Raw genomic sequence first — 14437 nt, 5'->3', positions numbered from 1 at the left:
TGGCGCGGGTAAGACCGCCCCTAGAAGGGGTACGGCGCCACGTCGCCGCGTACGGTCGTCCAGCGCAGCGCGGTGAAGGCGTCCAGGTTGGCCTCGCCGCCGAAGCGGGCGCCGGTGCCGGACGCGGCGACGCCGCCGAAGGGGGCCACCGCCTCGTCGTTCACGGTCTGGTCGTTGACGTGGACGATGCCGGTGGGGATCCGCTCGGCCAGGTCGAGGGCCCGCGCGGTGTCCCGGCTGACGATGCCGAGGGAGAGGCCGTACGGGCTGTCCGCGGCGAGCGCGGCCGCCTCGTCGGCGGTGCCGAAGGAGCGGACCGGCGCGACCGGGCCGAAGACCTCTTCGGCGTAGGCCGGGGTGTCGTCGCCCGCGTCGGCCAGTACGGTCGGCCGGTAGAAGAGCTGTTCGTGACTGCCGCCCGCGGCGAGTCTCGCGCCGCGGGCCGTGCTCGTGCGCACCAGGCCGTCGATCTTGGCGAGTTGTCCCGCGTCGATGACAGGCCCGAGGTGGACCTGCTCGCGGTGGGGATCGCCGACGGTCAGCGAGTCGGCCTTGGCAGCGAGCCGTTCGACGTACTCGTCGTAGAGCGAGGCGTGCACGAGATGACGGCCGGTCGTCATGCAGATCTGCCCCTGGTGGAAGAACGAGCCCCAGGCGGCCGTGGAGACCACGGCGTCGAGGTCGGCGTCCGCCAGCACGATCAGGGCCGAGTTCCCGCCGAGTTCGAGGTGGGCCCGCTTCAGGTGGCGGCCGGCCGCCTCGCCGACGGCGCGGCCCGCCGCGGTGGATCCGGTGAAGGAGATGACGGGGACGAGCGGGTCCTCGACCAGCGCCCGGCCCGCCTCCGCTGCGCCGGGCAGCACCTGCAGCAGGTCCTCGGGCAGGCCGGCGGCCGCGAAGACGGCGGCGAGGGCGAGGCCGCCGCAGACGGCTGTGCGCGGATCCGGCTTGAGGACCACGGCGTTGCCGAGCGCCAGGGCCGGCGCGACGGAGCGGATGGACAGGATCAGCGGCGCGTTGAACGGGGAGATCACGCCCACCACGCCGACCGGGACCCGGCGGGTGTACGACAGCCGGGGCGCCTCGCTGGGCAGCACCTGGCCGGTCGGCCGGGAGGCCAGGGCGGCGGCCTCGTAGCACTCCTGGGCGGCCACATGGAGCTCGAAGTCCGCCTTGCCCGGCACGGATCCGGACTCGCGCACGAGCCACTCGCGCAACCCGTCGGCGTGCTCGGTGAACAGGTCCCCCGCCCTGCGCAGCACCCGGGCCCGCTGGAAGTGCGGTGTGCGGGCCCAGTCGGTCTGGGCTGCGCGGGCGGCCTGCGCCGCGCGGCCGACGTCCTCGGGGGCGGCGAGGGTGACGGTGCCGAGCGCGTCGCCGGTGGCGGGCTCGGTGACGGTGTGGGCGGGTCCGGCAAGGCTGCGTTCCTGCCAGGTCTTCGGGTCGAGCAGCGGCATACGGCTCTCCGATCGATCGCCGGGCGGTACGGAACTGCCGCCTCGACGCTACTTGGTTGAGCGCGAAACTACATCGCTATGACGCCCCTCCGGAACCCCGTCACCACCGGGAGGTGTGTCCCCGTCGGCGTCGCCCGCGCTCCGGCTGCCACCGAGGTCCGCCGTCAGGTGGACTCGCGCCGGATCACCGAGGCGCCCAGGACCTTGTGCACCTCCGGCACGCCGCCGGGGTCGCGGACCGCCCGGTCGACCAGCTCGGCGAGCTCGCGGCCCGAGGGCAGTTCGATGTGCACCGTGCTGAGGCGAGGCCGCAGCAGCCGCCCGAGCATCAGGTCGTCGGCGCCGATCACGGCCGCGTCCTCGGGGATGCGCACACCCGCGTCCTGCAGGGCGCGCATCAGGAGCATCGCGTACTCGTCGTTGTAGGCGAACACCGCATCCAGTTCCAACTCCCCTACGCGCGCGGCCAGTTGCGTGGCCGACTCCTCCGTGTACGCGAGCGGAAGCTCGGTGACGACGGCGTCCGTGCCGTGCAAAGCCTGGCGCACACCGGCGAGCCGGGGCCGGGAGTACGCCTCCAGGCCGGACTCCTCGGGCACCACCACACCGATCCGGCGCCGGCCCCGAGCGTACAGATGGGCGCCCGCGCACGCACCGACGGCGTCGTGGTCCATGAGCAGGGCGTGCGCGCCGTCGACGCGTCCGGGGCCGAGGGTGAGCACGGCCCGGGCACCGGAGCGCTTGAGCACCCCGACGCCCTGCGGCCCGAGTCCCGCACCGGGCACCAGGACGGCGACCGGCCGCAACTCCGCCCAGGCGCGGGCGGCTTCGTCTCCATTGAGGCCGACGGTTCCGTACTGCACGACGGTGTAGTCGAGCCGGCCGAGCTCCCACTGCAGCTCGTTGAGGAACCTGCTGTAGAGCGGGCCCACGGGGATCGCCGGGGCGGGCATGAGGACCATACGGCTGTGTCCGGCGCGCAGGCTGCGGGCGGCGGCGTGCGGGACGTACCCCAGTTCCCGCGCGGCCTCACGCACGCGGCGCCGCGTCGGTTCGCTGATCCGGACGGCGCTGGTGTTGTTGAGGACGTAGGACACGGTCGCGCGCGAGACGCCCGCCAGGCGGGCCACATCGGCACTCGTGGGCGTGTTCGGTATCTGCACCATGACAGACCGCATCTTGGCAGAGGGGCGGAGGCCGGGAAGAGGCGGGGCGATGTGGTTCACCGTTCACCGTTCGACGAATCAGGCGCAGCGGCCTCCTGAGATCTCCTGAGTGAACCGGTGGACGGCCGGGACGAACATGTTCGTAACGTACTTGTTCGCGACGAACATGTTCGTTACCGTGGAGACATGAGCACTGCTCCCCGCTCGCGTCGCGCGCGCCCCGCCAAGCCCGCCCTGACCCGGGAGGGCATCGTCACCGCCGCCGTCGCGATCCTGCGCGCGGAAGGGCTGCGCAAGGTGACCATGCGCCGACTGGCACAGGAGCTCGACACCGGTCCGGCCTCGCTGTACGTCTACGTCCGCAACACCGACGAACTGCACGCGGCCGTCCTGGACGAGCTGCTCGGCACGGTCGCCCCGGCCCCGGCCGAGGGCGACTGGCGGGAGCGGCTGGAGAAGGTGCTCACCGCCTACACGGCGATGCTCCTGCAGCATCCGAGCCTGGCACGCTCGGCACTGACCGCGTGGCCGAGCGGCCCGAACTACCTGCGGCTCATCGAGACCCTGCTCGACCTGCTCCGGTCTGGCGGCGTACCGCGCGAACAGGCCGCGTGGGGCGTCGACCTGCTGTTGCAGCACGCCACCGCGACCGCCGCCGAGCACGCCGGAGGGGACTCCCAGGGCGACCGGCAGGCGCTGACCCGCGCCCTGCGCGAGGCGCCGGCCGACACCCATCCGCACATCGCCGCGAGCGCCGACGCGCTGCTCTCCGGCACCCCCGAGGCCCGCCTGTCCTGGGCCTTCCAGGCCTTGATCAACGGCATCGAGCACACCGCCGTACCCCACTGACCCGCCAGGAGGCCCCATGACCAGCCACCGCCCTCACCATCCGATCGCCGTCGTCGGCGCGGGCCTCGGCGGGCTCGCGCTCGCCCGCGTGCTGCACGTGCACGGCATCGAGGCCGCCCTCTTCGACCTGGACCCCGGGCCGACCGCCCGGACCCAGGGCGGCATGCTCGACATACACGACGACTCCGGGCAGGAGGCGCTGCGGGCGGCCGGGCTGCACGAGGACTTCCTGAAACGGGTCCACAGCGGCGGCCAGGCCATGCGTGTCCTCGACCGGCACGCCACCGTCCGGCGCACCGAGGACGACGACGGCTCCCGCGGCCGGCCCGAGATCGACCGCGGCGACCTGCGCGAGCTGCTGCTCGGCTCGCTGCCCGAGGGCACGGTCCGCTGGGACGCCAAGGTCACCGGCGCGCGCCCGCTGGGCAGCGGCCGGCACGAGGTCACGCTCGAGGACGGCACCGGGTTCACCACGGACCTGCTGGTCGGCGCGGACGGCGCGTGGTCCCGGATCCGTCCGCTGCTCTCCCCCGCCCGGCCCTCGTACACGGGCGTGTCCTTCGTGGAGGCCGACCTGTCGGAGGCGGATCTGCGCCATCCGGCGAGCGCGGCGGTCGTCGGCGGCGGGATGCTCTTCGCGCTCGGCGCGGGCCGGGGCTTCCTCGCGCACCGCGAGACCGACGGCAGTCTGCATGTGTACACGGCCGTCGAGGCGCCGGAGGACTGGCTGGACGGCATCGACTTCGGCGACACCGAGGCGGCGAAGGCGGCGGTGCTGAAGGAGTTCGACGGCTGGGACGAGAGCCTGCGGGCCCTGGTCGCCGACGCGGACGGGCCGCTGGTGCCCCGGCGGATCCACGCGCTGCCGGTCGGTCACCGCTGGGACCGGGTGCCCGGGGTGACCCTGGTCGGGGACGCGGCTCACCTCATGTCGCCGTTCGCGGGCGAGGGCGCGAATCTTGCACTCCTCGACGGCGCCGAACTGGGCCTCGCAGTGGCCGCGCACCCCGAAGACACCGAGGCCGCGCTCACCACGTACGAAGACCGGATGTTCCGGCGTGCGGAGGTGTCCGCGGCGGAGTCCGCCCAGAACACCACGCTCCTGTTCCGCGCCGACGCGCCACAGGGGCTGCTCGACATGTTCCCCAGCACGGCTGACGGGCGCTGAGCAGGGCGGCCATGGGCGGGCAGGGGTGGGTGGCGGAGCCAGGACCCGGCGAGCGACCGCGCGGTGACCAAGCCCGACGGTCGGTGGGGGCCATGCAGCATGGGGGACGGGGCGTGGGTCGCCGGTGGCGCCAAGCGGGCGGCTGACGCACAGTGGGCGCGATCGCGTGGTGGCCGAGCGGGGGCTCAGCGGGACGGCTGGGTGCGGATCACCGACCGGGGCCCGGGCCCACCCCCAGCTGGTCGGCTGCCTACGGATCGTCGGCCGGGGCTCGGCGAGTGCGCACGCGATGGCCACGGCGTCACTCGGCGAGGCGGCCATGGGGTTTCGGCTTTCAGGCCCAGCGTTCGGTGGGGCAACCACGTGATGGGCAGGCCGGTGCTCGACGGGGCAACCCCGGTGTGAGGCTTGTTCGGCGGCCGCACGTTCGCCAGCAGGGCCCGCATCCGGGTGGGCCGCGTGCGAGGCGTTGCTCGGGGCTCGAGGAGCGGCCGCGTGAGGCGCGCGGCCGGGGCTTGGCGAAGGATCCGGGTGGGTTGTCGAGAAGAGCTCAGCCTGGGGTTAGGCGCGGGTCCAGCGGGGGGTCCGGTGCGGGTCCAGCCGCAGGCGCGGGTGCGGGTCCGGCCGGAGGCGCGGGCGCGAGCTCAGCCAGGAGCCGGAGCGGGTACAGCCGCAGGCACGGGGGCGAGCTCAGCCAGGATCCGGTGTAGGTCCAGCCGCAGGCGCGAGCGCGAGCTCAGTCAGGAGCCGGTGCAGGTCCCGCCGGGTCGGGCACAGGCCAGCCAGAATCCGGAGCAGATCCAGCCGCAGGCGCGAGCACGAGCCCCGCCAGGAGCCGGTGCAGGTCCAGCCGCAGGCGCGAGCACGAGCCCCGCCAGGAGCCGGTGCAGGCCCCGCCGCAGGCGCGAGCACGGACTCAGCCAGGAGCCGGTGCAGGCCCTACCGCAGGCGCGAGCACGAGCTCAGCCAGGATCCGGCGCAGGTCCCGCCGCAGGCGCCAGCACGAGCCCCGCCAGGAGCCGGTGCAGATCCAGCCGCAGGCGCGGGGGCGGGATCAGTCAGGGGCGCGGGTGCCCGTGACTCGGGCGACCAGGTCGATCCAGCCGGACTCCAGCCGCTCCATCGGCATGCCGCACTGCCTGGTCTGGTGGTGGATCAGGGCCGGGTCGAGCGAGTTGAGCAGGGTCTGGGACAGCAGCTCGCAGTCGGCTTCCGGCACGATCTGCCGCAGCAGCATCGCGATGTGCGTGCGCAGCGCGGTGACCGCCGGGTGGGAGAACCGGCGGGTTGGTTCCATCTGGGCGGCCAGATGCAGGTCGAGCTGCTCGACGCGGCGGTACAGCACCGCCACGCCGAACGCCCGCAGTCGCTCCAGGGGCAGCGCTCCGGGCCCCAGCGGCGGAGGCCCGCCCAGGAAGTCGGCCTGCAGTTTCCGGTCGGAGTGGTCGAGCAGCGCCATCAGCAGCCCCGTGCGGTCGCCGAAGCGACGGAAGACCGTCCCCTTGCCCACCTGAGCCGCCGCCGCGACGGCCTCCATGGTGACCCCGGCCACCCCGTGTTCCGCGATCAGCCGCGCGGCGGCCTCCAGCAGCCGGGCCCGGTTGCGCGCGGCGTCGGCACGCAGGCACGGCTCCTCGGGCCCCATGCCGACCTCGAGCAACTGAGGGATGTCGAGGGGTTCTTGAGAGGGCGGGAAGGGCGGCAGAGCGCTGGACATGAAGCAAGCGTAAAGCATGGGGAACAAAACTGGACCGCGGTCCGGTTAAGGTGCTAGAAATTAAGCGGACCTCGGTCCGGATCGTAACGGCGATGTTTCAGCTTCTTGGAGTTCCCATGTCTGTTCGCATCCTCGCGCTCGTCGGCAGCCTTCGTGCCGGTTCGACCAACCGTCGCCTCGCCGAGGCCGCCGTCAAGCTCGCTCCGGAGGGCGCCGAGGTCGTGCTGTTCGAAGGCCTGGCCGACGTCCCCTTCTACAACGAGGACATCGACGTCGAGGGCAGCGTCCCGGCCGCCGCCGCCAAGCTGCGCGAGGCCGCGCAGGCCGCCGACGCCTTCCTGCTCTTCTCCCCCGAGTACAACGGCACCATCCCGGCCGTCCTGAAGAACGCCATCGACTGGCTGTCCCGCCCGTACGGCGCCGGCGCCTTCGGCGGCAAGCCGGCCGCCGTCATCGGCACCGCCTTCGGCCAGTACGGCGGCGTGTGGGCGCAGGACGAGGCCCGCAAGGCCGTGGGCATCGCCGGCGGCAAGGTCATCGAGGACATCAAGCTGTCCATCCCGGGCTCCCTGACCCGCTTCGCCGAGACCCACCCGGTCGACGACGCCGAGGTCGCCGCCCAGCTGACCGAGGTCGTCGCCCGTCTGCACGGCAACGTCGGCGAGGCCGCGGCCGCCTGAGTCGCAGCACCGGGAGCCGTACACACGTACGTACGCGCACGCACCGTGCAGAGGGGCCGGACGGCATCCGGCCCCTCTGCACGTTCGCGTGCCGCACGGCCCGGCCCGGGAACCGCCACGCACCCGGATCAGTCCAGGTCGGCCAGTCGCTCCACCGCCGGGGCCGCGAAGCGCTCCATCCACGCGGAGGTCGTGCCGAGCCGCGGGCAGAGGATCACCGTGTCGATGCCCAGCTTGGTGTAGCCCTCCATGTCCCGCAGGAAGGCGTCGAGGTCGCCGGCAGTGGCGTGCTCGCCGGTGTAGGCGACGGTCTTGCGGATGGTGTCGTGGTCCCGCCCCACGCTCTCGCAGTGCCCGCGCAGTACCTCCAGCTTGTGGCGCAGTTCCTCGGGCGAGGACGGGATGAGGTTGCAGGCGTCGGCGTACCGGGCCACCAGCCGCAGGGTCTTCTTCTCTCCCCCGCCGCCGATCATGATCTCCGGGTGCGGGGTGCTGACCGGCGCGGGGAACGCACAAGGTCTCCGCCAGCCGGTAGTGCCGGCCCTCGAACGGGCCGTTGTCCTGCGGGTCCCACATCCGCAGACAGATCCGCAGCGTCTCCTCCAGCCTCTCGAAACGCTCGGCGAGCGGCGGGTACGGCACGCCGAGACCGTGGCGTTCGCGGTCGTACCAGGCGGCACCGATGCCCAGCGTGGCCCGGCCGCCGGACAGTACGTCGAGGGTGGTGACGATCTTGGCGAGCAGTCCGGGATGGCGGTACGTCACCCCGGTCACCAGAGCGCCGAGCCGGACCGTGGAGGTGTGGGCGGCGAGGTGGCCGAGCGTGGTGTAGGCCTCCAGCATGGGGGCCTCGGCGCCGCCGTTGAACTCCATCTGGGAGCAGTGGTCCATCACCGACAGCCGGCTCACCCCGGCCGCCTCCGCGGCGGCGCCGGCCGCGGCGAGTTCTGCGCCCAGCGCGGGCCCGCTGCCGGGATGATCGAACCGGTTGATGTGCACACCCACGCGCATGGCCGCCTCCGTCCGTCCGGACCGTCTGTCGCCTGCCGCCCGTCGAGCCACCGACGCCAGGCGCTGGAGCGCGCTCGAAGTCAACCCGACACGGTGGACTCCCCCCGGCCGGACAGGAGCCGGACAAGAGCCGGACAAAGGCCGGATCCGCAGCCGGACAAAGGCGGCCTTCACGTGTGCCATGCACGCCCGTCAGCGCCCGACCAGGCGTTCCGCCAGTGCGCTGCGCCGGTACAGCACCCGTCGGCCGTCCCGGGTGCGGGTCACCAGGCCGGTGGCGTCCAGTACCCGCAGGTGCTGGGAGACGGCACTCGGGGTCACGCCCAGGCGGCGGGCGAGTTCCACCGTGGGCAGGGGTTCCGCGAGCAGCCGCAGCAGGGTGGTGCGGGGTGCGCCGAGCAGGGCGGTGAGCGCGGAGGCGTCGGGCGGGGGTTCGGGCTCCCACAGGGTGGCGGTGCCCCGGCCCGGGTAGGCGAGCATCGGCGGCGCGCCGGCGCTGATCGGGGGCGCCGGTTTGTGCGCGAACACCGAGGGGACCAGCCGCAGGCCCCGTCCGGCGCCGTCGACCGCGTGCCGGCCGATCATCTTGTCGATGGTCAGGACGCCGTCCCGCCAGCCGAGGTTCGGATGGAGACCGGTGAACAGCGACCGCGCACCGCCGGTGGCCAGCAGCCCCGCGCGGTGTGTGATGTCGGCCTCCAGCACGAGCCGGATCCGGGGCCAGTGGGGCTGCAGGGCCGTCTGCCAGTAGCGGTGCAGCAACGAGCAGACGGTGTCGAGGAGTTCGAGGACGGGATCGTCGCCGGGCGCGGTGGCCCGCCGCAGTGCGCCCGGGAGCGGGCGCGGGGCGTGCGCGGCGCGCAGGTCACGTCGTACGACCTCCGGGTGCGTGGCCCGTACGACGGTCAGCTCCTCGTCCAGCGTGGCGGCGTAGCGGGCGGGCCGGGGCGTCAGGAAGTCGGGAAGGGCCAGGGCCGGACCGACCAGGGCCGACAGCAGCGGCAGATCGGCGGGGTCGAGGGCGGCGAGCACGGCGCGGCGCCAGCCGCGGTGCAGGGGGTGCAGGGCGGGGGCCCGCAGGACACGCAGGCTCTCCATCAGCTCGCCCAGCGGGGAGATCGCGAACCGGGTGTCGGCGAGGTCGTCGACCCCGAGCCGGAAGCTGATCATTTAGCCCCCGTCTACATCCTTCGCCAATCGCCCGCACAGGGCGTGGACTTCGGTACATGACGGATCACCACACCGGGCAGCGTACCCCGCGGCTCGTCGCGCTGCTGGCGCTGGCCTGCGGGGTCGCGGTCGGCAATGTCTACTTCCCACAGGCCCTCGCCCCGCTCGTGGCGGCGGGTCTCGGCGTCTCCCCCGGCACGGCGGCCGGGGTGGTGACCGCGACCCAGTTCGGATACGCGGCCGGCATCTTCCTGCTCGTCCCGCTCGGCGACCGGCTGCCGCCGCGCCCGCTACTGGTCACCCTCCTCACCCTGACCGGCCTCGGCCTGTGCTCCGCCGCCGCCGCGCCCGCGCTGCCGGGCCTGCTCGCGGCGAGCGTGCTGGTCGGCGCGAGCACGGTGATCGCTCCGCTGGCCGGCCCGCTGGCGGCCGGACTGGTCCCGCCGGAGCGGCGGGGCGTGGTCGGCGGCACACTGCTGAGCGGGGCCCTCGCGGGCATGCTGCTGTCCCGCACGGCCGGCGGCGCCCTCGGCGACCGGCTGGGCTGGCGGGCGGCGTACGTCCTGGCGGCCCTGCTCTCCCTCGCGGTGGCGCTGCTCCTGGCCCGCACGCTCCCGAGCGCGGCGACGCCGTCCCGGCAGCGCTACCCGCGGTTGCTGACCGAGCCCGTCCGCCTCCTGTTCGCCGAACCGGCCCTGCGCCGCTCCTCCTTCTACCAGGCGACGGTGTTCGCCGGCTTCTCCGCCGTGTGGACCGCTGTGGCGCTGCTGCTGACGGGCCCGGTGTACGGCCTCGGCGCGGACGCGGTCGGACTGCTCGCGCTGGTCAACGCGGTGACGATGCTCGTCACGCCGGTCGCGGGCCGGCTGGTGGACCGGCGTGGCGCCGACGCGGTAAACCTCGTCTGCTTCCTGCTGGTCCTCGCGTCCGCGGCGATCCTCGCCCTCGGCGCCCTCGGCGGCACCCCCGGCCTGCTGTCCCTGGTGGCGGGCACGCTGCTGCTGGACGTCGGCATGCAGTCCGGCATGGTCGCCAACCAGGTGCGCGTCTACGCCCTCGCCGCGAACGTCCGCAGCCGCCTCAACACCGCCTACATGACCTGCGCCTACCTGGGCGGCAGCCTCGGTTCCTGGCTCGGCTCCCGGGCGTACGCGGGGTGCGGTTGGTCCGGCGTGTGCGCTGTGGTGGCGCTGCTGACCGGACTGGGCCTGGTACGGCACCTGGGCGCCGGGCAAGGCATCGGGGCGAAACCCGTACGGCAGCCCGGTTGTGACGTTACCGTTCGGTAGACATCGGTCCCGGAGGCTCCCGGAGGTGCCCGCCCATGACGCACGACCGTTCCGCCGGCCTCGTGGAGACCCGGCGTGCGCTGGCCGACGGGGAGGTGACCTCCCGCGCGCTGGTCGAGCGGGCGCTGGCCCGGATCGAGGCCACGCAGGGGACGCTGAACGCCTTCCGCATCGTACGGGCCGAGGCCGCGCTCGCCGAAGCGGACGCCGCCGACCGGGAGTTGGCCTCCGGCGGGCGCCGTCCGCTGCTCGGGGTGCCGTTGGCGGTGAAGGACGACATGGACGTGGCCGGGGAGCCGACCGCGTTCGGCTGCGCCGGCGAGTTCCCCGCGGTCGCCGAGGACGGGGAGGCGGTACGGCGACTGCGCACGGCCGGCGCCGTGATCGTCGGCAAGACCAACACGTGCGAGCTGGGGCAGTGGCCGTTCACCGAGGGACCGGCGTTCGGTGACACCCGCAACCCGTGGCACCCCGGGCACACGCCCGGGGGTTCGTCCGGGGGCTCGGCCGCCGCCGTCGCCGCCGGGCTCGTCCCCGCGGCGCTCGGCTCCGACGGCGCCGGCTCGGTGCGCATCCCGGCCGCGTGGACCGGCCTGATCGGCATCAAGCCCCAGCGCGGCCGCATCTCCACCTGGCCCCGCGGTGAGTCCTTCCAGGGCATCACGGTCAACGGCACCCTCGCCCGCACGGTCGCCGACGCGGCCCTGCTGCTGGACGCGGCGAGTGGCAACCACGACCGGGACCCGCACCGGCCGCCCGCGCTGACGGTGGCGGACGCGGTCGGCCGCGACCCGGGCCGGCTGCGGATCGCGCTGTCCCTGAAGCCGCCGTTCACGGCCGTTCCGGTCCGGCTGGACCCGGAGATCCGCGCCCGGGTCTTCGAACTGGCCGAGAAATTGGCGCAGTTGGGGCACGACGTCGAGGAGGCCGACCCGCCGTACGGGCAGATCGGGCTGACCTTCGTACCGCGCGCCACGGCCGGTATCGCCGAGCACGTGCGCGAGGCGCCCGACCCGGCACTGCTCGACCCGCGCACCCGGGACGCGGCCCGGCTCGGCCGGCTGCTCGGCGGAGCCCCGCTCAGGGCGGCCCGCCGCGCGGAGGCGGTGCTGCACAGGCGGATAGGCCGGTTCCTCTCCTCGTACGACCTGATCCTCGCGCCGACGACAGCCGCTCCCCCGCCCCGGATCGGCGCCCTGTACCGACTGCGCGGGCTGGCCACGGACCGGGCGATGATCGCCGCCTGCCCGTACGCCTGGCCGTGGAACGTGCTGGGCTGGCCGGGCGTGAACGTGCCCGCCGGGTTCGTCGGTGACGGCCTGCCGGTGGGCGCGCAGCTGCTCGGCCCCGCCCACAGCGAACCCGTACTGGTCTCCCTCGCCGCCCAGTTGGAGGCGGAGCTGCACTGGCACGACCGCTGGCCGCCAGAGCCCGCGCCGGCAACGCGGGCCGCCTGACGGCCACTTCGCCCGCACCAGGGGTTCCGGACCGCGCGACGGAGCGACCACCTGGACTTCCCAGACGCCCACCCCTTCCCCGACCGGCCGACCACCAGCACGTCCCAGACGCCCGCCCCCTCCCAACCGGCGGACGACCAGCACTTCCCCAGCCATCCCCCCACTCCCACAAGGCGACCACCAGGGTCCCGACCGCCCAACCCCATCCGGCCAGCGGGTCACAGGGGTTCCGCCTCCGCCCCACCCCACGTCGGCCGACCTCCAGCACTTCCCAGTCACCCACCCCCCTCCCGACCGGCCGACCACCACCACTTCCCCAGCCACCCGCCCGCCTCCGGCAAGGCGACCACCGCGTCCCGGCCGCCCAACCCCATCCGGCCGGGCGGTCAGCTGGGTTTCGGCGGGCCGCCCGGCCGCTCCCGGTCAGCCGGGCGTCGACGCCAACGTGGTCCGGCTCGCCCCGGGCGAACGGATCACGGCGCACACCGAGCCGCAGCTGGACGTGATGCTGCTGGTCGTGTCCGGGGACGGCGTGCTCGGCACGGGCCCGGAGAACGAACCGCGGCCGCTCACCGAGGGCGCCCTGGCCTGGCTGCCGCACGGCGCACAGCGCAGCCTCACCGCCGGCGAGGCGGGCGTGACGCCCGGGCATGCGGATCGGCACCCGCCCCGGCACCTGACAGACCTCACCGCCCGCCTCCTCGGCCCCGGCAGCCTCCCCCGTCTCCGTCGCCCGGGCCGGCTTCCTCCACCCGTCCTTGTGGCCCGGGTCGTCGGTCAGCCTCCACCGATCCCCACGACCCGGGCCGACAATCTCCGTCAAACTCCGCGCCTCGGCCACCACCGCTCAATCCGCTGTCCCTCTGCCCGCCCGCCCCCACAACGCACAGATGACGGGCGCCCCTTGCGCCCCGCGAGCCGCCCACTAGGGTGCCCCCGTGACCATGCTTACCGATGAGAACGTCCCCGGCCGCTACGGCCCCCACGCGACCACCGAGGCCGACCCGCGCCAGGTCGGCCGGGTGCGCACCGAGTACTCCCCCGCCCACGACGGCGACCCCGACCCCGGCGAGATCGTGTGGACCTGGGTGCCGTTCGAGGAGAACGACGGCCGGGGCAAGGACCGCCCGGTGCTGGTCGTCGCCCGGGAGGCGGCCGGCACCTTCCTCGCCGTACAGCTGTCGAGCAAGCGGCATGACGGCGACCGGGAGTGGGTCGCGATCGGCAGCGGGCCGTGGGACCGGTCGGGCCGGGACTCGTGGGTGGACGTGGACCGCGTGCTGCGGCTGCACGAGGAGGGCATGCGCCGAGAGGCGTGCGCGCTGGACCGGATGCGCTTCAACCTCGTCCGGCAGCGGCTGCACGAGCGCTACGGCTGGACCTGACCGGCGTACGGCACTCCGGTCCGGGATTCCGGGAACGCCCGGATGAACGCCTCCCGGACCACCGTTCCCGGCGTCCGGTCCAGCACCCCGAACACCACGTGCTCGAACGTGTGGGCGAACCGGCCGCCGGGGCCGAGCAGGGCCCGGAACGCGCCCGCGACCTGCGCCGGGTCGTTCTGGAACACCCCGCAGCCCCAGGCGCCGAGCACCAGCCGGCCGTAGCCGTGGGCGGCGGCCGTCTCCAGGACCCGCTCGGCCCGCACCGCGAGCGCGCCCGGCAGCTCGGCGGCGCGCTGCGGTTCCGTACGCCGTACGACGCCCGCGTTGGGGGCGGCCGCGGTCAGGAAGCCCGCGAGGTACGGCTCGGCCAGCAGGCGGCCCCGGTCGTCACGGAACACCGGGACGGAGGGGCTGTGGATCACCCGGTCCGTGTACAACGGGTCGCGGTGGGCGCGGTGGTGGTCGTAGAACTCCCGGGCCTCCAGCAGGCAGGTGTACAGCGCGGAGGCTCGGCACAGGGCCTCCTCCTGGGCCTGTGCGCCGTTGAGGTAGCCGCCGCCGGGATTGCGGGCGGAGGCGAAGTTCAGGACAGCGACCGGGGCGCCGGCCAGCCGGCGGGCGGCCTCCAGGCTGCTCTCCCCGGTGACCTCGACAACGGTGTCCGCCGCGGGCTCCGAGCCGGCCACCGCCTCACCGAAGGCGCCTGTTCCGCCCGGCTGCCGTACGGAAACCGGTTCCGGGCCGAACATCCGCGTACCGGCCCGCGCGGCCTCGATCCGCGGCGCGAGGGACACCTCGCGACCGTCCGGCGCGCGATAACGGCCCGCCGCCACGATCTGCTCCGTCTGCGCAGCGATCCCGCGCAGGCGCGCGCTCATGGCGCCACCCCCGTGGGCGCCGTGTCCGCGGCCTGCGCGGTCTCCCCCGTCGTGCTCATGCACGCATCCTGAGCGATGCTGGTGATGCGGTGCAACGGAGTTTCCCGCCCCCGGAACGGCCCGCGAACGCCTACGGAAACGGAGATGACCGAATCAGAACGTCCCGAGGGGCACCCTTGTGCGAATCGGCTCGAGGGTCTTGGGTGGAAC

General features: G+C 74.2%; 12 protein-coding genes and 1 pseudogene. 7 read left to right on the top strand and 6 right to left on the bottom strand.

What is annotated here, in order from left to right; all coding sequences use genetic code 11:
• Window positions 1–20 precede the first annotated feature (20 nt).
• Both LMU33_RS11315 and LMU33_RS11310 read right to left on the bottom strand, forming a co-directional pair.
• Window positions 21–1457, bottom strand: a complete 1437-nt coding sequence (locus LMU33_RS11315; RefSeq protein WP_228619674.1) for an aldehyde dehydrogenase family protein — start codon at window positions 1455–1457, stop codon at window positions 21–23.
• 164 nt (window positions 1458–1621) lie between these two features.
• Window positions 1622–2635: a LacI family DNA-binding transcriptional regulator gene (locus LMU33_RS11310; protein ID WP_228619672.1), complete on the bottom strand. Its 1014-nt coding sequence runs from the start codon at window positions 2633–2635 to the stop codon at window positions 1622–1624.
• Between the two features lie 174 nt (window positions 2636–2809).
• Between LMU33_RS11310 and LMU33_RS11305 the strand changes: the two genes are divergently transcribed.
• Together LMU33_RS11305 and LMU33_RS11300 are read left to right on the top strand one after the other, a co-directional pair.
• A complete protein-coding gene (locus LMU33_RS11305) occupies window positions 2810–3472 on the top strand; it encodes a TetR/AcrR family transcriptional regulator (protein WP_228619671.1) in 663 nt (220 codons plus the stop codon).
• A gap of 16 nt (window positions 3473–3488) precedes the next feature.
• Entirely contained in the window at window positions 3489–4640 is a 1152-nt protein-coding gene (locus tag LMU33_RS11300; RefSeq protein WP_228619670.1) for an FAD-dependent oxidoreductase, read from the top strand.
• 1054 nt (window positions 4641–5694) lie between these two features.
• On the opposite strand, the gene LMU33_RS11295 is transcribed toward LMU33_RS11300, so the two are convergent.
• A complete protein-coding gene (locus tag LMU33_RS11295) occupies window positions 5695–6375 on the bottom strand; it encodes a TetR/AcrR family transcriptional regulator (protein ID WP_228619668.1) in 681 nt (226 codons plus the stop codon).
• A gap of 98 nt (window positions 6376–6473) precedes the next feature.
• On the opposite strand from LMU33_RS11295, the gene LMU33_RS11290 reads away from it, so the two are divergent.
• Window positions 6474–7037, top strand: coding sequence for an NAD(P)H-dependent oxidoreductase (locus LMU33_RS11290; protein WP_228619667.1), 564 nt, complete (start codon window positions 6474–6476; stop codon window positions 7035–7037).
• A gap of 128 nt (window positions 7038–7165) precedes the next feature.
• On the opposite strand, the pseudogene LMU33_RS11285 reads toward LMU33_RS11290, so the two are convergent.
• Window positions 7166–7931: pseudogene (locus LMU33_RS11285) on the bottom strand (LLM class F420-dependent oxidoreductase).
• On the opposite strand from LMU33_RS11285, the gene LMU33_RS41940 reads away from it, so the two are divergent.
• On the top strand, window positions 7879–8016 hold the full coding sequence (locus LMU33_RS41940; protein WP_372477927.1) for a hypothetical protein: 138 nt from the start codon (window positions 7879–7881) through the stop codon (window positions 8014–8016). The pseudogene LMU33_RS11285 and the gene LMU33_RS41940 sit on opposite strands and share 53 nt — an antisense overlap.
• Before the next feature lie 224 nt (window positions 8017–8240).
• Here LMU33_RS41940 and LMU33_RS11280 read toward each other — a convergent pair whose 3' ends face one another.
• Window positions 8241–9218, bottom strand: coding sequence for an ArsR/SmtB family transcription factor (locus LMU33_RS11280; RefSeq protein ID WP_228619665.1), 978 nt, complete (start codon window positions 9216–9218; stop codon window positions 8241–8243).
• Window positions 9219–9274: 56 nt separating this feature from the next.
• Here LMU33_RS11280 and LMU33_RS11275 point away from each other — a divergent pair, with 56 nt between their 5' ends.
• The 3 genes from LMU33_RS11275 (at window position 9275) to LMU33_RS11265 (ending at window position 13349) form a co-directional block, all read left to right on the top strand.
• Window positions 9275–10507, top strand: coding sequence for an MFS transporter (locus LMU33_RS11275; protein WP_228619664.1), 1233 nt, complete (start codon window positions 9275–9277; stop codon window positions 10505–10507).
• Between the two features lie 35 nt (window positions 10508–10542).
• Window positions 10543–11964 (top strand): amidase, encoded by a 1422-nt coding sequence (locus tag LMU33_RS11270; protein ID WP_228619662.1) that lies wholly within the window; start codon window positions 10543–10545, stop codon window positions 11962–11964.
• A 938-nt stretch (window positions 11965–12902) separates the two neighbouring features.
• On the top strand, window positions 12903–13349 hold the full coding sequence (locus LMU33_RS11265; RefSeq protein WP_228619660.1) for a type II toxin-antitoxin system PemK/MazF family toxin: 447 nt from the start codon (window positions 12903–12905) through the stop codon (window positions 13347–13349).
• Here LMU33_RS11265 and LMU33_RS11260 read toward each other — a convergent pair.
• On the bottom strand, window positions 13334–14227 hold the full coding sequence (locus LMU33_RS11260; protein WP_228619659.1) for a TIGR02452 family protein: 894 nt from the start codon (window positions 14225–14227) through the stop codon (window positions 13334–13336). The genes LMU33_RS11265 and LMU33_RS11260 overlap by 16 nt on opposite strands.
• Window positions 14228–14437: the final 210 nt, after the last annotated feature.

This window comes from Streptomyces barringtoniae, from assembly GCF_020819595.1.
Taxonomy (GTDB): Bacteria; Actinomycetota; Actinomycetes; order Streptomycetales; family Streptomycetaceae; genus Streptomyces; species Streptomyces barringtoniae.
This window is presented reverse-complemented; position numbering and strand designations above follow the sequence as displayed.

Excerpts from the sequence above, each read along its gene's own strand:
- LMU33_RS41940 (WP_372477927.1), top strand. The coding sequence starts at position 7,879 with ATGGGGGCCTCGGCGCCGCCGTTGAACTCCATCTGGGAGCAGTGGTCC.
- LMU33_RS11290 (WP_228619667.1), top strand. The coding sequence starts at position 6,474 with ATGTCTGTTCGCATCCTCGCGCTCGTCGGCAGCCTTCGTGCCGGTTCG.
- LMU33_RS11260 (WP_228619659.1), bottom strand. The coding sequence starts at position 14,227 with ATGAGCGCGCGCCTGCGCGGGATCGCTGCGCAGACGGAGCAGATCGTG.
- LMU33_RS11310 (WP_228619672.1), bottom strand. The coding sequence starts at position 2,635 with ATGCGGTCTGTCATGGTGCAGATACCGAACACGCCCACGAGTGCCGAT.
- LMU33_RS11305 (WP_228619671.1), top strand. The coding sequence starts at position 2,810 with ATGAGCACTGCTCCCCGCTCGCGTCGCGCGCGCCCCGCCAAGCCCGCC.
- LMU33_RS11275 (WP_228619664.1), top strand. The coding sequence starts at position 9,275 with ATGACGGATCACCACACCGGGCAGCGTACCCCGCGGCTCGTCGCGCTG.
- LMU33_RS11295 (WP_228619668.1), bottom strand. The coding sequence starts at position 6,375 with ATGCTTTACGCTTGCTTCATGTCCAGCGCTCTGCCGCCCTTCCCGCCC.
- LMU33_RS11270 (WP_228619662.1), top strand. The coding sequence starts at position 10,543 with ATGACGCACGACCGTTCCGCCGGCCTCGTGGAGACCCGGCGTGCGCTG.
- LMU33_RS11280 (WP_228619665.1), bottom strand. The coding sequence starts at position 9,218 with ATGATCAGCTTCCGGCTCGGGGTCGACGACCTCGCCGACACCCGGTTC.
- LMU33_RS11300 (WP_228619670.1), top strand. The coding sequence starts at position 3,489 with ATGACCAGCCACCGCCCTCACCATCCGATCGCCGTCGTCGGCGCGGGC.
- LMU33_RS11315 (WP_228619674.1), bottom strand. The coding sequence starts at position 1,457 with ATGCCGCTGCTCGACCCGAAGACCTGGCAGGAACGCAGCCTTGCCGGA.